General features: G+C 66.4%; 22 protein-coding genes and 1 pseudogene. 19 read left to right on the top strand and 4 right to left on the bottom strand.

What is annotated here, in order from left to right:
- Positions 1 to 3 precede the first annotated feature (3 nt).
- From AS93_RS0103575 to sthA, 8 genes are all read left to right on the top strand, one after another.
- Positions 4 to 1,215, top strand: coding sequence for an NADH:ubiquinone reductase (Na(+)-transporting) subunit B (locus AS93_RS0103575; protein ID WP_027589319.1), 1,212 nt, complete (start codon positions 4 to 6; stop codon positions 1,213 to 1,215).
- Positions 1,208 to 1,996 carry a Na(+)-translocating NADH-quinone reductase subunit C gene (locus tag AS93_RS0103580; RefSeq protein WP_027589320.1) on the top strand — a complete coding sequence of 263 codons (789 nt, stop codon included), beginning with the start codon at positions 1,208 to 1,210 and terminating at the stop codon, positions 1,994 to 1,996. The genes AS93_RS0103575 and AS93_RS0103580 overlap by 8 nt, the downstream gene beginning before the upstream one ends.
- Positions 1,993 to 2,667 carry an NADH:ubiquinone reductase (Na(+)-transporting) subunit D gene (locus AS93_RS0103585; RefSeq protein ID WP_175444378.1) on the top strand — a complete coding sequence of 225 codons (675 nt, stop codon included), beginning with the start codon at positions 1,993 to 1,995 and terminating at the stop codon, positions 2,665 to 2,667. The genes AS93_RS0103580 and AS93_RS0103585 overlap by 4 nt, the downstream gene beginning before the upstream one ends.
- A complete protein-coding gene (gene nqrE / locus AS93_RS0103590) occupies positions 2,667 to 3,275 on the top strand; it encodes an NADH:ubiquinone reductase (Na(+)-transporting) subunit E (RefSeq protein WP_027589322.1) in 609 nt (202 codons plus the stop codon). Before AS93_RS0103585 ends, nqrE begins: the two co-directional genes overlap by 1 nt.
- Before the next feature lie 15 nt (positions 3,276 to 3,290).
- Positions 3,291 to 4,514: an NADH:ubiquinone reductase (Na(+)-transporting) subunit F gene (gene nqrF / locus AS93_RS0103595; RefSeq protein WP_027589323.1), complete on the top strand. Its 1,224-nt coding sequence runs from the start codon at positions 3,291 to 3,293 to the stop codon at positions 4,512 to 4,514.
- Position 4,515: 1 nt separating this feature from the next.
- Positions 4,516 to 5,547, top strand: a complete 1,032-nt coding sequence (locus AS93_RS0103600) for an FAD:protein FMN transferase (RefSeq protein WP_027589324.1) — start codon at positions 4,516 to 4,518, stop codon at positions 5,545 to 5,547.
- Positions 5,544 to 5,777, top strand: a complete 234-nt coding sequence (gene nqrM, locus AS93_RS0103605; protein WP_027589325.1) for a (Na+)-NQR maturation NqrM — start codon at positions 5,544 to 5,546, stop codon at positions 5,775 to 5,777. Before AS93_RS0103600 ends, nqrM begins: the two co-directional genes overlap by 4 nt.
- A 124-nt stretch (positions 5,778 to 5,901) precedes the next feature.
- Positions 5,902 to 7,296 carry a Si-specific NAD(P)(+) transhydrogenase gene (sthA, locus tag AS93_RS0103610; RefSeq protein WP_027589326.1) on the top strand — a complete coding sequence of 465 codons (1,395 nt, stop codon included), beginning with the start codon at positions 5,902 to 5,904 and terminating at the stop codon, positions 7,294 to 7,296.
- Positions 7,297 to 7,535: 239 nt separating this feature from the next.
- On the opposite strand, the gene AS93_RS0103615 is transcribed toward sthA, so the two are convergent.
- From AS93_RS0103615 to AS93_RS0103625, 3 genes are read right to left on the bottom strand one after another with little or no spacing between them, the layout of a single operon-like run.
- Positions 7,536 to 8,258, bottom strand: coding sequence for a glycerophosphodiester phosphodiesterase family protein (locus AS93_RS0103615; RefSeq protein WP_027589327.1), 723 nt, complete (start codon positions 8,256 to 8,258; stop codon positions 7,536 to 7,538).
- A gap of 19 nt (positions 8,259 to 8,277) precedes the next feature.
- A complete protein-coding gene (locus AS93_RS0103620; RefSeq protein WP_027589328.1) occupies positions 8,278 to 8,571 on the bottom strand; it encodes a hypothetical protein in 294 nt (97 codons plus the stop codon).
- A gap of 10 nt (positions 8,572 to 8,581) precedes the next feature.
- Positions 8,582 to 9,151: a PilZ domain-containing protein gene (locus AS93_RS0103625; protein WP_027589329.1), complete on the bottom strand. Its 570-nt coding sequence runs from the start codon at positions 9,149 to 9,151 to the stop codon at positions 8,582 to 8,584.
- Positions 9,152 to 9,294: 143 nt separating this feature from the next.
- On the opposite strand from AS93_RS0103625, the gene AS93_RS0103630 reads away from it, so the two are divergent.
- The 11 genes from AS93_RS0103630 to murB all read left to right on the top strand — a co-directional run bounded on the left by AS93_RS0103630 (position 9,295) and on the right by murB (position 19,356).
- Positions 9,295 to 10,542 (top strand): lipoprotein-releasing ABC transporter permease subunit, encoded by a 1,248-nt coding sequence (locus AS93_RS0103630; protein ID WP_027589330.1) that lies wholly within the window; start codon positions 9,295 to 9,297, stop codon positions 10,540 to 10,542.
- Positions 10,535 to 11,218: a lipoprotein-releasing ABC transporter ATP-binding protein LolD gene (gene lolD / locus AS93_RS0103635; RefSeq protein WP_027589331.1), complete on the top strand. Its 684-nt coding sequence runs from the start codon at positions 10,535 to 10,537 to the stop codon at positions 11,216 to 11,218. The genes AS93_RS0103630 and lolD overlap by 8 nt, the downstream gene beginning before the upstream one ends.
- Before the next feature lie 5 nt (positions 11,219 to 11,223).
- Positions 11,224 to 12,468 (top strand): lipoprotein-releasing ABC transporter permease subunit, encoded by a 1,245-nt coding sequence (locus AS93_RS0103640; RefSeq protein WP_027589332.1) that lies wholly within the window; start codon positions 11,224 to 11,226, stop codon positions 12,466 to 12,468.
- Positions 12,469 to 12,522: 54 nt separating this feature from the next.
- Positions 12,523 to 14,745 (top strand): DNA internalization-related competence protein ComEC/Rec2, encoded by a 2,223-nt coding sequence (locus tag AS93_RS0103645; RefSeq protein ID WP_027589333.1) that lies wholly within the window; start codon positions 12,523 to 12,525, stop codon positions 14,743 to 14,745.
- 70 nt (positions 14,746 to 14,815) lie between these two features.
- Positions 14,816 to 15,466 carry a MotA/TolQ/ExbB proton channel family protein gene (locus AS93_RS0103650; RefSeq protein WP_027589334.1) on the top strand — a complete coding sequence of 217 codons (651 nt, stop codon included), beginning with the start codon at positions 14,816 to 14,818 and terminating at the stop codon, positions 15,464 to 15,466.
- Positions 15,463 to 15,891 carry a biopolymer transporter ExbD gene (locus AS93_RS0103655; RefSeq protein WP_027589335.1) on the top strand — a complete coding sequence of 143 codons (429 nt, stop codon included), beginning with the start codon at positions 15,463 to 15,465 and terminating at the stop codon, positions 15,889 to 15,891. The genes AS93_RS0103650 and AS93_RS0103655 overlap by 4 nt, the downstream gene beginning before the upstream one ends.
- Positions 15,891 to 16,910: a tetraacyldisaccharide 4'-kinase gene (gene lpxK, locus AS93_RS0103660; protein WP_027589336.1), complete on the top strand. Its 1,020-nt coding sequence runs from the start codon at positions 15,891 to 15,893 to the stop codon at positions 16,908 to 16,910. Before AS93_RS0103655 ends, lpxK begins: the two co-directional genes overlap by 1 nt.
- A gap of 10 nt (positions 16,911 to 16,920) precedes the next feature.
- The gene (locus AS93_RS0103665) at positions 16,921 to 17,112 is read left to right on the top strand and encodes a Trm112 family protein (RefSeq protein WP_027589337.1); all 192 of its coding nucleotides are present in this window, start codon (positions 16,921 to 16,923) and stop codon (positions 17,110 to 17,112) included.
- Positions 17,109 to 17,873 (top strand): 3-deoxy-manno-octulosonate cytidylyltransferase, encoded by a 765-nt coding sequence (kdsB, locus tag AS93_RS0103670; protein WP_027589338.1) that lies wholly within the window; start codon positions 17,109 to 17,111, stop codon positions 17,871 to 17,873. Before AS93_RS0103665 ends, kdsB begins: the two co-directional genes overlap by 4 nt.
- A gap of 2 nt (positions 17,874 to 17,875) precedes the next feature.
- Positions 17,876 to 18,340, top strand: a complete 465-nt coding sequence (locus AS93_RS0103675) for a low molecular weight protein-tyrosine-phosphatase (protein ID WP_027589339.1) — start codon at positions 17,876 to 17,878, stop codon at positions 18,338 to 18,340.
- Positions 18,337 to 19,356 carry a UDP-N-acetylmuramate dehydrogenase gene (gene murB / locus AS93_RS0103680; protein WP_027589340.1) on the top strand — a complete coding sequence of 340 codons (1,020 nt, stop codon included), beginning with the start codon at positions 18,337 to 18,339 and terminating at the stop codon, positions 19,354 to 19,356. Before AS93_RS0103675 ends, murB begins: the two co-directional genes overlap by 4 nt.
- Before the next feature lie 177 nt (positions 19,357 to 19,533).
- Here the strand turns inward: murB and AS93_RS20815 are convergent.
- Positions 19,534 to 19,926 (bottom strand): annotated as a pseudogene (locus tag AS93_RS20815) (ribonuclease E); the annotation flags it as partial.

Raw genomic sequence — 19,926 nt, forward strand, 5'->3', positions numbered from 1 at the left:
GCCTTGGGTATTCGCGCATTCCTCGACAAGATCGAGCACAACTTCGAAAAAGGCGGCAAGTACGAGAAGTGGTACGCGCTCTACGAAGCGATCGACACCTTCTTCTACCGCCCCGGCAGTGTGACCCGCACCACCGCTCACGTGCGTGACGGCATCGACCTCAAGCGCATGATGATCACGGTGTGGCTGTGCACCTTCCCGGCCATGTTCTTCGGCATGTGGAACGTCGGTTACCAGGCCAACCTGATCTTCGCCCAGAGCCCCGAGCTGCTGGCGGCGCAGGAAGGCTGGCGTTTTGCGCTGACCGGCATGCTGGCCGGGTTCGACCCGAACAGCCTGTGGGACAACTTCGTCCAGGGCGCTACCTACTTCCTGCCCATCTACGCGGTGACCTTCATCGTCGGCGGCTTCTGGGAAGTGCTGTTCGCCTCCATCCGCAAGCACGAGGTCAACGAAGGCTTCTTCGTCACCTCCGTGCTGTTCGCCCTGATCGTTCCGCCGAGCATTCCGCTCTGGCAGGTGGCGCTGGGCATCAGCTTCGGTGTGGTGATCGGCAAGGAAGTGTTCGGCGGTACCGGCAAGAACTTCCTCAACCCGGCGCTCGCCGGTCGTGCCTTCCTGTTCTTCGCCTACCCGGCGCAGATCTCCGGTGATGCGGTCTGGACCGCGGTCGACGGCTATGCCGGCGCCACCGCGCTGAGTCTCGGCGCCCAGGGTGGCATCGAGGCGATCACCGCCCAGGGCCTGACCTGGAGCGACGCCTTCTTCGGCTTCATGCACGGTTCGATCGGCGAGACCAGCACCCTGGCCATCCTGCTGGGCGGTGGTGTGCTGCTGCTGACCAAGATCGCATCCTGGCGCATCGTCGCCGGCGTGATGATCGGCATGATCGCGCTGAGCACCCTGTTCAATGCCCTCGGTTCGGACACCAATCCGCTGTTCGCCATGCCTTGGTACTGGCACCTGGTCACCGGTGGTTTCGCCTTCGCCATGATGTTCATGGCCACCGACCCGGTGTCGGCGTCCATGACCAACACCGGCAAGTGGGTGTTCGGCATCCTTATCGGTCTGATGGTGGTGCTGATCCGCGTGGTCAACCCGGCCTTCCCCGAAGGCATGATGCTGGCGATCCTGTTCGCCAACCTGTGTGCACCGCTGATCGACCACTTTGTCGTTCAGGCCAACATCAAGCGGAGGCTGGCACGCAATGTCTAATCAGAAAGAATCCACCGCTCGCACCCTGACGGTGGCCCTGCTGGTCTGCCTGGTCTGCTCGGTGTTCGTCGCCGGCGCCGCCGTGGCCCTGCGCCCGACCCAGGAAGCCAACCGCCAGCTCGACAAGCAGCGTAGCATCCTGTCCATCGCCGGTCTGGGCGAGGCGGGCATGAGTGCCCGTCAGGTGCGTGACCTGTACGCGCAGCGCATCACCGCGCGGGTCGTCGATCTGGAAACCGGCACCTTCACCGACGAACTGGATCCGACCAGCTTCGACCCGCTGGCGGCCGCCAAGGATCCGCAACTGTCCAAGGCCCTGCCGGGCCAGCAGGATATCGCCTCAATCAAGCGCCGCGAGCGCTACACCACCGTGTACCTGGTGGAAAGCGAAGGTGAACTGCAGACCCTGGTGCTTCCGGTGCGTGGCTACGGCCTGTGGTCGACCCTGTACGGTTTCATCGCCGTGGAAGGCGACCTGAACACCGTGGCCGGTTTCGGCTTCTACCAGCACGGCGAAACCCCCGGCCTGGGCGGCGAAGTCGACAATCCCAAGTGGAAATCGCTGTGGCTCGGCAAGTCGCTGTTCGACGAGAACGGCAACCTGGCCGTGCAGATCGTCAAGGGCAACGTCGACGCACAGAGCCCGAAGGCGATCCACCAGGTCGACGGCCTGGCCGGCGCCACCCTGACCAGCAACGGCGTGAACAACCTGCTGCATTTCTGGTTGGGTGAGAACGGCTTCGGTTCCTTTATTGCCAAACTTCGTGCAGGGGAGGCGTGAGCATGTCGCAACCCACCATCAAGGAAGTCCTGTTCAATCCGGTCTTCGCCAACAACCCCATCGGCCTGCAGATCCTCGGCATCTGCTCGGCCCTGGCGGTCACCTCCAACCTCAAGACCGCGCTGGTGATGTCCATTGCGCTCACCCTGGTGACGGGTTTCTCCAACCTGTTCATCTCGATGATCCGCAGCCAGATCCCCAGCAGCATCCGCATGATCGTGCAGATGGTGATCATCGCCTCGCTGGTGATCGTGGTGGATCAGGTGCTCAAGGCGTACGCCTACTCGCTGTCCAAGCAGCTGTCGGTGTTCGTTGGCCTGATCATCACCAACTGCATCGTGATGGGTCGCGCCGAAGCGTTCGCCATGCAGAACCCGCCGCTGCTGTCGTTCTTCGACGGTATCGGCAACGGCCTGGGCTACAGCGCCATGCTGATCGTGCTGGGCGTGATCCGCGAGCTGTTCGGTGCCGGCAAGCTGTTCGGCTACACCATCATCCCGGTGATCAATGACGGTGGCTGGTACCTGCCCAACGGCCTGCTGCTGCTGCCGCCGTCGGCATTCTTCCTGATCGGTCTGATCATCTGGGCGCTGCGCTCCTGGAAGAAGGAGCAGGTCGAGAAACCGTCCTTCACGATGGCCCCGCAAGTGTCCAACAAGGAGGCGTTCTGATGGAGCATTACATCAGCCTGTTCGTCAAGGCGGTGTTCGTCGAGAACATGGCCCTGGCGTTCTTCCTCGGCATGTGCACCTTCATCGCCATCTCCAAGAAAGTGGAGACGGCGATCGGTCTGGGCGTCGCCGTGGTGGTCGTGCAGGCCATCACCGTGCCGGCCAACAACCTGATCTACGCCTACCTGCTCAAGCCAGGCGCGCTGAGCTGGGCTGGACTGCCCGAGGTGGACCTGTCCTTCCTCGGCCTGCTCAGCTACATCGGGGTGATCGCCGCCATCGTGCAGATCCTCGAGATGCTGCTCGACAAGTATGTGCCGGCGCTCTACAACGCCCTCGGCGTGTTCCTGCCGCTGATCACCGTGAACTGCGCCATCATGGGCGGCACCCTGTTCATGGTGGAGCGCGACTACAACCTCTCCGAGAGCGTGGTCTACGGCGTCGGCTCGGGCTTCTCCTGGGCGCTGGCCATTGCGCTGCTGGCGGGTATCCGCGAGAAGCTCAAGTACAGCGACGTACCGGAAGGGCTGCAGGGACTGGGCATCACCTTCATCACCATCGGCCTGATGTCGCTGGGCTTCATGTCTTTCTCCGGCGTGCAGCTGTAAGGACGGGATGATCAGATGAACTACGAAATCTTCCTTGCCATCGGCATGTTCACCGCCATCGTGCTTGCACTGGTGGTGATCATCCTGGCGGCGCGCGCCAAGCTGGTTTCCAGCGGCGACGTCAATATCGAAATCAACGGCGAGCGGACCATCACCGTTCCGGCCGGCGGCAAGCTGTTGCAGACCCTGGCGGCCAACAACATCTTCCTGTCCTCGGCCTGTGGCGGCGGCGGTACCTGCGCCCAGTGCAAGTGCATCGTCGAGAGTGGCGGTGGTGAGATGCTGCCCACCGAGGCCTCGCACTTCACCCGCCGCGAGGCGACCGCCGGCTGGCGCTTGTCCTGCCAGACTCCGGTCAAGCAGGACATGAAGATCGAAGTGCCGGAAGAAGTCTTCGGCGTGAAGAAGTGGGAATGCACGGTGGAGTCCAACCCCAACGTGGCCACCTTCATCAAGGAGCTGACCCTGCGTCTGCCGGAAGGCGAGAACGTGGACTTCCGCGCCGGTGGCTACGTGCAGCTGGAATGCCCGCCGCACACCGTCGCCTACAAGGACTTCGACATCCAGCCCGAGTACCGCGGCGACTGGGACAAGTTCAACATGTGGCGCTACGTGTCCAAGGTCGACGAGACCGTGATCCGCGCGTACTCCATGGCGAACTACCCGGAAGAGAAGGGCATCGTGAAGTTCAATATCCGTATTGCTTCGCCGCCGCCCGGTCGTGACGACATTCCTGCCGGCAAGATGTCCTCCTTCGTGTTCAGCCTCAAGCCGGGCGACAAGATCACCGTGTACGGACCCTTCGGCGAATTCTTCGCCAAGGACACCGACAACGAGATGGTCTTCATCGGCGGTGGCGCGGGCATGGCGCCGATGCGTTCGCACATCTTCGATCAGCTCAAGCGCCTCAAGTCCACGCGCAAGATCAGCTTCTGGTATGGCGCCCGTTCCATGCGCGAAGCCTTCTACGTGGACGAGTTCAACAAGCTGGCCGAAGAGAACCCGAACTTCACCTGGCACCTGGCACTGTCCGACCCGCTGCCGGAAGATAACTGGACCGGCTACACCGGCTTCATTCACAACGTGCTGTACGAGAACTACCTCAAGAGCCATGCCGCTCCTGAGGACTGCGAGTTCTACATGTGCGGCCCGCCAATGATGAACGCCTCGGTGATCAAGATGCTGACCGACCTCGGCGTCGAACCGGAGAACATCCTGCTCGACGATTTCGGCGGCTAGCATGCGTCTTCGAGCTGTCCTGCAGCCCGTCATCGCTGTCGCTTCGGCGGCAGCCCTGACGGGCTGCCTGTTTTCCGAAAGCGTGGAAACCTTCGGCGGCCCGACCATGGGCAGCACCTATTCGGTCAAGTACGTGCGCGGCAGCGGCGTGCCGCACCCGGAAGCCTTGCAGAAGGAGGTTGATGCACTGCTCGCCGAGATCGACCGGCAGGTGTCTACCTATCGCAGCGATTCCCTGATCGAAGCCTTCAACAACGGTCCGGCTGGTTGTCAGGCCATGCCCGCGCCGGTGCTCGAGCTGGCTCGCTATGGCCTGGAGCTGTCGCACCGCAGCGAGGGGGCCTTCGATCTGACCCTGGAGCCCCTGTTGAATCTCTGGGGCTTCGGTCCGAAGTCGCGCGGCCAGCGTGTGCCTGATACGGCGGAGATCGACGCGGCGCGCGAACAGTACGGCTACCGGCTGCTGGAGGTTCGCGATGGACAGTTATGCAAGGCCCGTGACGCGGTGCAGGTGGATTTCAACAGTATCGCCGCCGGCCAGGCGGTGGACCGTATCGCGCAGCTGCTGCAGGCGCAGGGTGCCAACAGTTATCTGGTGGAAGTCACCGGCGAGCTGAAGGCCCAGGGCCGCAAGCCGGACGGGGCGCCCTGGCGGATCGCCATCGAGGCGCCGCAGAGCGATGTCCGCGCGGTGCAGCGCATCGTCGAGCTCGATGGGCTGTCGGTGTCCACCTCGGGCGATTACCGCAACTACTTCGAGCAGGACGGGCGTCGTTATTCGCACACCCTCGATCCTCGCCAGGCCGCGCCGATAACCCATACACTGGCGGCTGTCACCGTGGTGACGCCCTCGGCCATGGAGGCCGACGGCCTGTCCACCCTGCTGATGGTGCTCGGGCCCGAGGAGGGCCTGGCCTATGCGCAGGACCATCATGTCGCCGCGCTGTTCGTGACCCGTGCGGCAGAGGGCTTCGTCTCCACAGGCAGCCCCGCATTCGATGCGCTGTTCCCGGCGCAAGGAGTACAGCCATGACCTGGCTTATCACGTTCATCGTTCTTCTGCTGGTGGTGCTCGGCATGTCCGTCGGCGTGCTCGCCGGGCGCAAACCAATCGCCGGTTCCTGCGGCGGCATCGCCGCGCTGGGTATCGAGAAGGAGTGCTCCATCTGCGGCGGTGACCGGCAGAAATGCGAAGAGGTCAACGCCGAAAAGGCGCAAGACGCCGGCAAGACGGATCTGGCCTACGACGCCACCCGGCGCTGATGCAAACCGGCGCCCTGGGCGCCGTACTCCCGGCCCGGCCGGGACAGACAAGGGCCCGGCGCGCGGCGCGGGGCAATTGCCGTGGGCGACCGCGTGCCGCCCCGGCGCGTTTTGAGGAGTACACATGGCGGTCTACAACTTCGACGTAGTGGTGCTGGGCACGGGTCCGGCGGGTGAAGGCGCGGCAATGAACGCGGTGCGTTCGGGGCGCAAGATCGCGGTGGTGGACGAGCGTCCGCTGGTGGGCGGCAACTGCACCCATCTGGGCACCATTCCCTCCAAGGCGCTGCGTCATTCGGTGCGCCAGATCATGCAATACAACACCAACCCGCTGTTCCGCCAGATTGGCGAGCCGCGCTGGTTCTCCTTCCAGGATGTGCTGAAGAGCGCCGAGAAGGTGATCGGCAAGCAGGTCACCTCGCGTACCAGCTACTACGCGCGCAACCGCATCTCCACCTTCTTCGGCACGGCCAGTTTCGCCGATGAGCACTGCATCGAGGTGGTCTGCCTGAACGGCGCGGTCGAGCGATTGGTGGCCAAGCAGATCATCGTCGCCACCGGCTCGCGTCCCTACCGTCCGGCGGATGTCGACTTCAACCATCCGCGCATCTACGACAGCGACACCATTCTCAAGCTGACCCACACCCCGCGCCGGATCATCATCTATGGCGCCGGCGTGATCGGCACCGAATATGCGTCGATCTTCAGTGGTCTGGGCGTGCTCGTCGACCTGGTCGACACCCGTGACCAGTTGCTCAACTTCCTGGATGACGAGATCTCCGATGCGCTGAGCTACCACCTGCGCACCAACAACGTGATCATTCGCCACAACGAGGAGTACGAGCGGGTGGAGGGCACCGAGAATGCGGTGATCCTGCACCTGAAGTCCGGCAAGAAGATCAAGGCCGACGCCTTCCTGTGGTGCAACGGCCGTACCGGCAACACCGACAAGCTGGGCCTGGAGAACATCGGCATCAAGCCCAACAGCCGTGGCCAGATCCAGGTGGACGAGCACTACCGCACCCAGGTGCCGAACATCTATGCCGCCGGCGACGTGATCGGCTGGCCGTCGCTGGCCAGCGCGGCCTATGACCAGGGTCGCTCGGCCGCCGGCAGCATCATGGAAAACGACAGCTGGCGCTTCGTCGACGACGTGCCGACCGGCATCTACACGATTCCGGAGATCAGCTCCATCGGCAAGACCGAGCGCGAGCTGACGCAGGCCAAGGTTCCCTACGAGGTCGGCAAGGCGTTCTTCAAAGGTATGGCCCGTGCGCAGATCTCCTACGAGCCGGTCGGCATGCTGAAGATCCTCTTCCACCGCGAAACGCTGGAAGTGCTCGGCGTGCACTGCTTCGGCTATCAGGCTTCGGAGATCGTGCACATCGGCCAGGCGATCATGAACCAGAAGGGCGAGGCGAATACCATCAAGTACTTCGTCAACACCACCTTCAACTACCCGACCATGGCCGAGGCCTACCGGGTGGCGGCGTTCGACGGCCTCAACCGGCTTTTTTGACGGGCTCCGTCCGGTTGCCTGAGCCGGGCGGGGAACCCCTGCAGGACCCCCGGCTCTGGCAATGGCCAAACCGGGAGAGCTTCTGAATCAGGCCCAAAGGCCCGCCTTGTGCGGGCCTTTGTTTTGGGGGATGTCTGCCTCGTAGGGCGGACAGCGCTCCACCTGTTCGCCGAGCGGAAAGCACGTCGCTTCGGGAGTGCCGGTCTTGGCGGACAGACAAACGTTGTCCGCCCTACCTGCTACGCGAGCCCCAGCGTTTCCACCGCCAGCCCCGGGAAGTCGGTGATCACACTGTCCGCCCCGAAGTCGGCGAGACGGCGCATCAGCGCCGGCTCATTGACCGTCCATACCGACACATGCAGCCCTTGCTGCTGCGCCTTGAGCAGGCGTTCCGGGGTGCACAGCGTCCAGTTCAGGGCCAGCAGGTCGCAACCGTACTGCTTCGCCACCTTGAGCGGGTCCAGCCAGGCATATTCGGCCACCAGGCCGCGCGACAGCTCAGGCGCCCAGTGGCGCAGGGCGCGCAATACCACGCGGGAGCTGGAGGTCACCGTGACCTTGTCGGCCAGCCCGTACCGTTCGGTCAGCGCATGAATTGCCTTGACGGTGCGGCTGGCGCGCTCGCGCGAGGCGCTCTTGACCTCCAGTTGCCAGTGCTCGAACGGGCACTGCTCGAACAGTTCGGCCAGGGTGGGAATCGGCGTCGGCTGTGGCCAGCCCGGGCCGCCCAGGCGCGCATCGTAGCTGCGCAGCTCCTCGGCACTGTGCTCGGCCACCTTGCCCCGCCGCCCCGTGGTGCGCTTGAGGGTCGGGTCGTGGATCACCATCAGCTCGCCGTCACGCGACAGGTGCAGGTCCAGCTCGCAGCGGGTGACGCCGTGCTCCAGGCATTTGCGGAAGCTGACCAGAGTATTTTCCGGGGCTTCGCCCTTGGCGCCGCGGTGGCCGTAGATCAGGGTCATGCAATCTCCAGTGGCAGGGTCACTGGCCCTGCGCAGGGGGGGTGGGTCGCGGGTGGCGAACGCTGTCGATCACCTTGCCGCTTTCGAAATACACGGAAAAGCCGGGGTAGTCCCAGCGGCCGATGGGTGGTTGGCCAACGGCCGGATGGCGGGTTTCGGGTTGACCGAAGCGGGCTTCGACTGCCTGCTGGCTTTCACCCTGCCGAGGGAGGTGCAGGCCGGGATCCCCCTGCTGGCCCACCGGCACGCGCAGGGTGTCGGCCGGAACGGAAAAGGGCAGCAGCAGGGCAAGCAGAAAAACGAGGCGGGTCATGCGCGGATTCTCATGGCTGATCGGAGAGTTCGCGGGCCTGGCGACGGGCCTGGGCCTGCTTCTGCAGGATATGCCGGGCCAGCAGCTGGCGTTGTGCGTCGGTCAACGCTTCGAACTCCGCGCCGATGTGGTAGCTGCCTTCGGACAGCGGCTGACAGTGCGCGACCCGTGCCCGTAGCAGCAGGCCCAGACCATGGGGCATCAACAGCAGGCGCAGGCCGACCAGCGCATCGCGCTCCAGCGCCTCGGCATGCTGGAAGCTGATGCCGCCTTCACTCAGGGTGACGGTCTGCGGTACGCCGAACTGTGCCTGCAGGCCGTGCGTCATGGCCTGGCCGATCAGGTCGATACGCCGGTTCATTACCCGCAGCAGGCTGCCGGTCAGGCGGTCGCGCTCGCCCATCTGGCGCAGCAGATGCTGGGCCTCGAAGTCCAGCAGGCTGAGTTCGCCGAGCAGATTGAACAGCTGTGCATCCTCCGGCAGCGCGGTGTCGCCGTCGTCCGCCAGCGGAACGATTTGCACTGCGACCTGGTCTTCGATGCGGTAGTATTCGCGGCGATCTGCGTCTTGCATGGGCATGGCGATCCGATGGCAAACTTGGGGTCGCCAGAGTGTAAGACGCCCGGCGTCCAACGGCCAGATGGCCAGACGCACCTGTGCCGGGATGTTTCGCCCGCCCCGCAAGAGGCGGTTTTCATGGCCGAACGGACGTTTCCTCCTTCATGTTCAGACCGCTTCCAGTTTTCATCGGCACCCGCTATACCCGTGCCCGGCGCCGCAGTCGTTTCGTTTCCTTCATTTCCCTCACCTCCATGCTGGGCCTGGCCCTGGGCGTGATGGTGATGATCCTGGTGCTGTCGGTCATGAACGGCTTTGACCGCGAGATGCGCGAGCGGGTGCTGGGGATGGTGCCGCACGCCAGCCTGGAAACCGGCCAGGCGCTGAGTGGCTGGCCGGCGCTGGCCGAGCGCCTGCAGCAGCACCCCGAGGTGCTGGCGGTGGCCCCTTACACGCTGATGCAGGGGCTGCTAACGAATGCGGGCCAGGTGCAGAAAGTGCTGATCAACGCCGTCGACCCGCAGCGTGAGTCCCAGGTGTCGATTGTCGACCAGTTCTTTGTCGAAGGCGGCCTGGCGTCACTGCAGCCGGGCGAGTTCGGTCTGCTGATCGGCGATCGGGCTGCCGAGAAGCTCGGCGTGAAGATCGGTGACAAGGTCACCTTTGTCGCGCCCGAGGTGGCGGTCACCCCGGCCGGCATGTTCCCGCGCATGAAGCGCTTCACCGTGGCCGGCATCTTCCATGTCGGCGCCGGGGAAATCGACGGCTTCCTGGCCCTCGCCCATATCGAGGACGCCGCGCGCCTCAAGCGCTGGCGGCCGGATCAGGTGCAGGGCCTGCGCCTGAAGTTCGCCGACTTGTTCCAGGCGCCCGGCCTGTCCTGGCTGCTGGCCGGCAGCCTGGGCGAGGACTTCTTCGCCCGCGACTGGACCCGGACCCACGGCAACCTCTATCAGGCGATCCGCATGGAGAAGGCCATCATCGGCCTGCTGCTGTTGCTGATCGTCGCGGTTGCCGCGTTCAACATCATTTCCACCCTGGTGATGGTGGTCACCGACAAGAAATCCGACATCGCCATCCTGCGCACCCTGGGCGCCTCGCCGGCGCGCATCATGGGCATCTTCATGGTGCAGGGCACGGTGATCGGCGTGGTCGGCACGTTGCTCGGCGCGCTGCTGGGTATCTTCGCGGCGCTGAACATCAGCGACGGCATTGCCGCGCTGGAGCGCCTGCTCGGCCACAAATTCCTCAGCGCCGAGGTGTACTTCATCGACTACCTGCCGTCCCAGCTGCTGCTCGAGGATGTGCTGATGGTCTGCGGCTCGGCCCTGCTGCTGAGCTTTCTCGCCACCCTTTATCCGGCCTGGCGTGCGGCGCGCACCCAGCCTGCGGAGGCTTTGCGTTATGAGTGACAAGGCGGTGCTGAGCTGTCGCAACCTGGGCAAGAGCTACGAGGAAGGCCCGCAGCCGGTGGAAGTGCTCAGCGATGTGCAGCTGGAGCTGCTGCCCGGCGAGCGCGTGGCCATCGTCGGCAGTTCCGGCTCGGGCAAGAGCACGCTGCTCAACCTGCTGGGCGGGCTCGATACCCCGAGCAAGGGCAGCGTCTGGCTGGCTGGCGAGGAACTCTCGGCCCTCGGCGAGAAGGCCCGCGGCCTGCTACGCAACCGGGCCCTGGGCTTCGTCTACCAGTTTCATCACCTGCTGCCGGAATTCACTGCCCTGGAGAACGTCTGCATGCCGCTGTTGATCGGCAAGACGCCGATTCCCGAAGCGCGCCGGCAGGCCAGCGAGCTGCTGGCGCGGGTCGGCCTCGGTCATCGCCTGGAGCACAAGCCGTCCGAGCTGTCCGGCGGCGAGCGTCAGCGCGTGGCCATCGCCCGTGCGCTGGTCAACCGCCCGGCGCTGGTGTTGCTCGACGAACCCACCGGCAACCTGGACCGGCATACCGCGCAGGGCATCCAGGAGCTGATGCTGGAACTCAGCCAGTCGCTGCACACCGCCTTCCTGGTGGTGACTCACGACCCCGAGCTGGCGCGGCAGATGGACCGCGTGCTGCGGCTGGCCGAAGGCCGCCTGGTGGCGGAGTAGGGCGCATGTTCAGACCCCTGGCCCTGTTCGTCGGCGCCCGCTACACGCGGGCCAAGCGGCGCAACCACTACATCTCCTTCATCTCGCTGACCTCGATGTTGGGCCTGACCCTCGGCGTGCTGGCCATGATCGTGGTGCTGTCGGTGATGAACGGCTTCCAGAAGGAAATGAGCGGGCGCATCCTCGGCACCGTGCCGCACGCCACGCTCACTGCCGCCGAACCGATGGACGACTGGCAGGCGGTGGCCGCCCGTGTGCAGGAGCACCCGCAAGTCACCGGCGCGGTGCCGTTGGCCGAGCTGGAAGGCATGCTCGCCTACAAGGGCGGCATGCTGCCGGTGCAGGTCAACGGCATCGATCCGTCCCGCGAGGATGACGTGTCGATCGTCGGCCGACACATGCTGCGCGGCGCGTTGAGCGACCTGCGGGCGGATGACTACGGCGTGGTGATCGGCGAGCTGATCGCCCGGCGCTTCGCCCTCGGCATCGGCGACAAGCTGACCCTGATCGTGCCCGAGGCCAGCGATTCGGCCGCCGGTGTCACGCCGCGCATGCAGCGCCTGACCGTGGCCGGTATCTTCAAGGTGGGCGCCGAGCTGGACGGCTCGCTGGCGTTGGTGCACATCGCCGATGCCGCGCAGATGCTGCGCCTGGAGCCCGGTCAGGTGCCGGCGCTGCGTCTGGCGGTCACCGACCTGTACGCGGCGCCGCGCATCGCGACAGAGCTCAGCGCGCAGCTGGGCGACGGCTACCGGATCGGCGACTGGACGCGCACCCAGGGCAGCCTGTTCGCCGCCATGCAGATGGAAAAGACCATGATCGGCCTGCTGCTGCTGCTAATCATCGCGGTGGCCGCCTTCAATATCATCGCCACGCTGATCATGGTGGTGGCCGACAAGCGCACCGACATCGCCATCCTGCGCACCCTGGGCGCCACGCCCGGGCAGATCATGGCTACCTTCATGGTGCAGGGAACGCTGATCGGCCTGGTGGGCACCGCGCTGGGCGGCGTGCTCGGTGTGCTGACGGCGCTGAATGTCAGCCAGTTGGTCGGCTGGCTGGAGCGCCTGAGCGGCCAGCAGATCCTCAGTTCCGACATCTATTTCGTCAGCTACCTGCCCTCCGACCTGCAATGGCTGGATGTGGCGCTGATCTGCACGGCGGCGCTGGTCCTGAGTTTCCTGGCTACCCTGTATCCGGCCTGGCGTGCGGCGCGCACCCAGCCGGCCGAAGCGCTCCGTTACGAGTAACGCTTCACCCCCAGCCACCAACCGGAGGCACGGACGCCCCCGGCGGAGAACCCGATGCGCACAGGGATGCTGGCGCTGGGCGCGGGCCTGCTGGCCCTGCGCTTTCTTCCTGGCTTGCCCGGAACGCCCTGGCTGCTGCTGATGGCCGCGGTCGGCGTACTGCTGCTCCCGTTTCGCAGCTACCCACTGGGGCTGTTCGCCCTTGGCCTGGCCTGGGCCTGCGCCTCGGCGCAGTTGGCGCTGGATGACCGGCTGAGTCCTGAGCTGGACGGTCGCATCCTTTGGCTGGAGGGCGAGGTGGTCGGCCTGCCGGAACAACGTGACGGCGTGGTGCGCTTCGTGCTGGAAGAGCCGAGCGCGCGACGCGCCGAACTGCCCGCCCGGCTGCGCCTGAGCTGGCCGCAGGGGCCGGCGCTGCACAGTGGCGAGCGCTGGCGCCTGGCGGTGCATCTCAAGCGGCCCCACGGCATGCTGAACCCCGGTGGCTTCGATTACGAGGCCTGGCTGCTCGCCCAGCGTATCGGCGCCACCGGCACGGTGAAGAGTGGGGAACGGTTGGCGGAAGCCGAGGGTGTGCACACCTGGCGCGACGGCCTGCGTCAGCGGCTGCTGGCCATGCCGGCGTTCGGCCGCGAAGGCGGCCTGGTGGCGCTGGTGCTGGGCGACGGTTCGGGGCTGTCGAGCGCCGAGTGGCGGGTGCTGCAGGACACCGGCACCGTGCACCTGATGGTGATCTCCGGCCAGCACATCGGCCTGATCGCTCTGCTGGTCTACGGCGGGGTGGCCGGTCTGGCGCGCCTGGGAGTCTGGCCCGGGTTCCTGCCCTGGCTGCCCTGGGCCTGCGCGCTGGCCCTGGCGGCATCGCTCGGCTACGGCTGGCTGGCCGGCTTCGACGTGCCGGTACAGCGCGCCTGCGCGATGCTCGCCCTGGTGCTGCTCTGGCGGCTGCGCTATCGCCAGCTGGGCATCTGGACGCCCTTGCTGGCCGCGTTGCTGCTGGTGCTGCTGATCGAGCCGCTGGCCAGCCTGCAGGCCGGCTTCTGGCTGTCCTTTGCGGCGGTGGGCGTGCTGCTGCTGGTGTTTTCCGGACGACTGGGTGGCTGGCCCTGGTGGCGCAGCCTGGGGCGCGCCCAGTGGGCCGCCGCGCTGGGGCTGCTGCCGGTGCTGCTGGCGTTGGCCTTGCCGGTGAGTGTCAGTGGTCCGCTGGCCAACCTGCTGGCTGTGCCCTGGGTCGGTTTCCTGGTGGTGCCCCTGGCGCTGCTGGCCACACTGCTGCTGCCGATGGCGCCGCTGGCCGAGGGCCTCTGGTGGCTGGCGGGCGGGGCGCTGGAGCTGCTGTTCCGCCTGCTGGAATGGCTGGCGGCGCTGTTGCCGGCCTGGCTGGGCGGGCACCTGCCGGCCTGGGCCTGGGCGCTCGGTGCGCTGGGTTTCGTGCTGGTGCTGCTGCCGGCGGGCGTGCCGCTGCGCCTGCTCGGTCTGCCGCTGGCGCTGCTGTTGCTGTTTCCCCCGCGTCCGTCGTTGCCGGAGGGGCAGGCGGAGGTCTGGCAACTGGATGTGGGGCAGGGCCTGGCGGTGCTGGTCCGCACCCGCGAGCATGCGCTGCTCTACGACGCCGCCGGGCGCTTCGGCGATTTCGACCTGGGCGAGCGCGTGGTGCTGCCGGCGCTGCGGGCGCTGGGCATCCAGCGCCTGGATACGCTGCTGATCAGCCATGGCGACAACGACCATGCCGGCGGGGCGGCGGCAGTGCTGCGCCAAATGCCGGAAGCCACGCTGTGGAGCGGCGAACCCCAGCGCCTGGCCGGCTTGGATGCCCAGGCCTGCCCCGCCGGCGCGCGCTGGGAGTGGGATGGCGTGGCGTTCCAGGTCTGGCGCTGGGCGCAGGCACGCGGCGGCAACGACGCCTCCTGTGTGCTGTGGGTCGAGGCCGGCGGCGAGCGGTTGCTGCTCACCGGCGACATTGATGCGCGCGCCGAGGCGGTGCTGCTGGGCAGCGGCCTCGACCTGCGGGCCGACTGGCTGCTGGCGCCGCACCACGGCAGCCGCTTCTCCTCGACGCCGGCCTTTATCGCCGCGGTGGCGCCGACGGCCGTGTTGTTCTCGCGCGGCGCACACAATGCCTTCGGCCATCCCCACCCGCGGGTGCTGGCCCGCTACGCCCGACAGGGCGTGCACATCCATGACAATGTGACGGATGGCGCCCTGAGCATTCGGCTGGGTACCCGCGCAAGCGCTCAAGGCTGGCGTTCCGAGCGTCGTTTCTGGCGAAAAAACTGAGAAGCCGGGCGGTCGGCTGACGAATCACCCTGTGGTAGAGTGGCGCGCACTTTTCCGGAGGATTGCCACAGTGTGGGAATTGGTTAAAGCCGGCGGCTGGATCATGCTGCCGATCATTCTCTGTTCTGTCACGGCCGCAGCCATCATCGTCGAACGCTTCTGGACCCTGCGCCCGTCGCGGGTCACGCCGCCGCACCTGCTGGGTCTGGTCTGGCGCTGGATCAAGGACAAGAAGCTCAACCACGAGCGCCTCAAGGAACTGCGCGCCAACTCGCCGCTGGGCGAGATTCTCGCCGCCGGTCTGGCCAACTCCCGGCATGGCCGCGACATCATGAAGGAGTGCATCCAGGAAGCCGCCTCCCGGGTCATTCATGATCTGGAGCGCTACCTCAACGCCCTGGGCACCATTGCCGGTATCGCGCCGCTGCTCGGCCTGCTGGGTACCGTGCTGGCGATGATCGACATCTTCAGCGCCTTCATGGGCTCGGGCATGGCCAATGCGCCGCTGCTCGCCGGCGGCATCGCCAAGGCGCTGATCACCACCGCCGCAGGCCTGATGGTCGGCATCCCGGCCCTGTTCTTCCACCGCTACCTGCAGCGGCGCGTCGATGAGCTGGTGGTCGGCATGGAACAGGAAGCCATCAAACTGGTGGACGTGGTGCACGGTGAGCGCAGCGTCGACCTGGCCGAGAGCAACAAGCGCGAGGGCAGCAAGGCGTGAAATTCCGGCGCAGACAGCGGGACACCGTGGAGATCGGTCTGGCCCCCCTGATCGATGTGGTCTTCATCCTGTTGCTGTTCTTCGTGGTCACCACCACCTTCACCCGGGAAACCCGCCTGAAGGTGGACCTGCCCGAGGCAGTCAGTGGTGCGCCGATGCAGGAAACCGAGCTGCGACCGCTGGAAGTGCTGGTCGGCGCGGACGGCAGCTTCTCGGTGAACGGCAAGGCTCTGGTCAAGAGCGACCTGAGCAGCCTGATGACCTCCCTGCAGCGGGAGTCCGAAGGGGACACCAGCCTGCCATTGACCATCAGTGCCGACGGCAAGTCGCCCCATCAGGCCGTAGTGATTGCCATGGATGCGGCGGGCAAGCTGGGCTTCTCGCGTCTGCGCATCGCTACGGTTGAGGCCCAGGCGACGCCCTGATGAGTCTTTCCGATCGCTTGCTGAAGGCCTGGTACCAGGAGCGCAATCATCCGGTGCTGGGCCTGTTGCGCCCCCTCGAATCCCTCTATCGCCGCGTGGTGCGCCGCAAGCGCGCCGCGTTCGTGGCGGGCCACGGCGAGATCTATCGCGCGCCGGTGCCGGTCATCGTGGTGGGCAACATCACCGTCGGCGGCACCGGCAAGACGCCACTGATCCTCTGGCTGATCCAGCATTGCCGGGCGCGCGGGCTGCGCGTTGGCGTGGTGAGTCGCGGCTACGGCGCCAAGCCGCCGAGTTTGCCCTGGCGGGTGCTGCCCGATCAGGACGCCGCGATCACCGGCGATGAGCCGGCGCTGATCGTGCGCCGTACCGGAGTGCCGCTGTGCATCGACCCCGATCGGGGCAGGGCGGTGCGTGCGCTGCTGGACAGCGAGCCGGTCGATCTCATTCTCTGCGACGACGGTCTGCAGCATTACCGCCTGGCGCGGGATCTGGAGCTGGTGCTGATCGACGCCGCGCGTGGCCTGGGCAATCGCCGCTGCCTGCCCGCCGGCCCGCTGCGCGAGCCCGAGGAGCGCCTGCAAAGCGTGGACGCCGTGCTGTTCAACGGTGCGACTCACGACCGCGCCGAGGGCTATGCCTTTCACTTGCAACCGAGCGAGCTGGTGCGGGTGAACGACGGCGCGCGCCGGCCGCTGAGCTATTTCCCCGCGGACCAGAGCCTGCACGCGGTGGCCGGCATCGGCAATCCGCAGCGTTTCTTCGCCACCCTCGAAGCGCTACACTGGCGCCCGATTGCCCATCCCTTCGCCGATCATGCCCAGTACGACGCCGAGCAGCTGACTTTCAGCCCGCCGCTGCCGTTGGTGATGACCGAGAAGGATGCGGTCAAATGCCGTGACTTCGCCGCCGACGACTGGTGGTACCTGGCGGTCGACGCCGTGCCGTCGCCGGCCTTCGTCGCCTGGTTCGACGCCCAGCTGGCGCGTCTGCTGCCGGAGCGCCTTCCCTGTTCGTGAGGATTTTCCGATGGACCCGAAACTGCTCGATATCCTGGCCTGCCCGGTATGCAAGGGCCCGTTGCAGCTCAGCGAGGACAAGACCGAGCTGATCAGCAAGGGCGCCGGCCTGGCCTACCCGATCCGCGACGGCATCCCGGTGATGCTGGAAAGCGAAGCCCGCACCCTGACCGTCGACGAGCGCCTGGACACCCGTAAATGAGCCAGGCCTTCACCGTCGTCATTCCCGCCCGTTACGCCTCCACCCGCCTGCCCGGCAAGCCGTTGCAGGACATTGCCGGCAAGCCGATGATCCAGCATGTCTGGGAACAGGCCTGCAAATCCTCCGCCGCCCGCGTGGTGGTGGCCACCGACGATGCGCGCATCGTCGAGGCCTGCCGCGCCTTCGGTGCGGACGTGTTGCTGACCCGCGCCGACCATGACTCCGGTACCGACCGGCTGGCCGAAGTTGCCAGTCAGCTGGGCCTGGCGGCCGACGCTATCGTGGTCAACGTGCAGGGCGACGAGCCGCTGATTCCCCCGGCGATCATCGACCAGGTGGCCGCCAACCTGGCGGCCAACCCGCAGGCTGGCATCGCCACCCTGGCCGAGCCGATCCATGACGTGCAGGCGCTGTTCAATCCGAACGTGGTCAAGGTGGTCAGCGATGTGAGCGGCCTGGCGCTGACCTTCTCCCGCGCACCGCTGCCCTGGGCCCGGGACGCCTTCGCCAGCAGCCGCGAGCAGTTGCCCGAGGGCGTGCCCTACCGCCGCCACATCGGTATCTATGCCTACCGCGCGGGCTTCCTCCACGACTTCGTCGCCTGGGGCGCCTGCTGGCTGGAGAAGACCGAGTCCCTGGAGCAGCTGCGTGCCCTCTGGCACGGCGTGCGTATCCACGTCGCCGACGCCCTCGAAGCGCCGCCAACCGGTGTGGACACCCCCGAAGATCTGGAGCGCGTACGCCGCCTGCTGGGAGCCTGAGGATGAACATCCTGTTCGTCTGCCTGGGCAACATCTGCCGCTCGCCGACCGCCGAAGGCGTGTTTCGTCAGCGGGTGCGTGCCGCGGGGCTGGAAGATCGCGTGCACATCGACTCCGCGGGCACTGGCGACTGGCATGTGGGCAAGGGGCCTGACCCGCGCACCTGCCGGGCTGCCCTGCAGCGCGGCTATGATCTGAGCCCGTTGCGCGCTCGCCAGGTGGCCGCCGAGGACTTCCAGCGCTTCGACCTGATCCTGGCCATGGATCATGACAACCTGCTGCGCCTCAAGGATATCCAGCCTGACCATGCACGCGCCGAGCTGGATCTGCTGCTGCGCCGCTACGGCCTGGGCCGGGGCGTGGTGCCGGATCCCTACTACGGCGGCGCCGACGGCTTCGAGCAGGTGCTGGACCTGATCGAAGCGGCCAGCGATGCCTTGCTGGCCGAAATCAAGGGGCGCCTGTGAGCCTGACCATCACTGCAAACCCGTCCCTCAAGTCCTACAACAGCTTCGGTGTGGCGGCGCGCGCCGCACACTTCGCCGAGGCGCGTGATGAAGCCGAGGTGCGCGAAGCGCTGGCGCTGGCCGCGCGCAACGGCTGGGCGCTGCGTCCGATCGGCGGCGGCAGCAACCTGCTGCTGACCGGCGATCAGGATGCCCTGGTGCTGCGCATGGCGCTGATGGGCAAGAGGGTACACAGCGACGACGGCGAAACCGTGGTCGTCGAGGCCGAAGCGGGCGAGCCCTGGCACCCCTTCGTGCTTTGGACGCTGGAGCAGGGGCTGGGCGGCCTGGAGAACCTCAGTCTGATCCCCGGCACCGTGGGCGCCGCGCCGATGCAGAACATCGGTGCCTACGGGGTTGAGATCAAGGATGTGTTTGCCGGCCTGACCGCGCTGGAGCGCCAGAGCGGCGAGCTGCGCGATTTCTCGCTGGCGGACTGCGCCTTCGGCTATCGCGACAGCCTGTTCAAGCGCCAGGCCGGGCGTTGGCTGATCCTGCGTGTGCGTTTTCGCCTGAGCAGGCACGCCGAGCTGCGACTGGACTATGGTCCGTTGCGTCAGCAATTGGCTGCACAGGGCTGCGAGGCGCCCACGGCACGGGATGTCAGTCGCGCGGTCTGTGCGATCCGCAGCGAGAAACTGCCCGATCCGGCGGTGCTGGGCAATGCCGGCAGCTTCTTCAAGAATCCGCTGGTACCGGCCGACCACGCGGCTCGCTTGCGCGAGCAGTACCCCGGGCTGGTGGCGTATCCGGCCGGTGAGGGTAGGGTGAAGCTGGCCGCCGGCTGGCTGATCGAGCAGGCCGGTTGGAAGGGCTATCGGGATGGCGATGCCGGCGTGCACGACAAGCAAGCGCTGGTGCTGGTCAATCATGGCCGGGCGACTGGCGCCGAGCTGCTGGCCCTGGCGCGGCGCATCCAGGCGGACATTGCCGCGCGCTTCGGTGTCGAGCTGGAGATCGAGCCCAACGTCTGGTGATGCTTGTCTGCGGGAGCAAGAGACCGGGGACGCTGTGTAGGAGCGACTTCAGTCGCGAGCTTCTGGTGGGCCTGCAAGAAAAGCATCGCGACTGAGCCGCTCCTGCAAAGCGTGGAGGTTAGGGAACAAAAAAGGGGATGCCCATCGGCATCCCCTTTTTCGTTTCAGCGGGTGTGATTACGAGGGCAGCTTGGTCTGCTGTTCTTCATCACGAGCCGGCTCCTCGGCTTGGCTGTCGGCCTCGACCTGAACGGCGGTCTCGTCCTTGCCTTCGGCTTCCTGCGCCTGGGCTTCCAGGTTCTTGGCCTCTTCCTGCTGCGGTTGCTCTACCGGAGCGGCGGCCTCGGCATTGGCTTGCGCGGCGCGGGCTGCCTCGGCTTCACGTGCCAGGCGTTCGGCTTCCTGCTGGCGACGGCGAACTTCACGCGGGTCGTTGGAGGCGCGGCCGCTGGACGGTTGTACCGGCGCCGGAGCCGGCGTGGGTGCAACCGCCGGGGCCGGAGCCTCGACAACCGTGACGGGCTGCTGCTCGACCGGAGCGCTGACCTGCGGTTCGACCGACGCCGCAGC

The sequence above is a fragment of the Pseudomonas sp. RL genome (genome assembly GCF_000647775.1).
GTDB classification, from domain to species: Bacteria; Pseudomonadota; Gammaproteobacteria; order Pseudomonadales; family Pseudomonadaceae; genus Serpens; species Serpens flexibilis.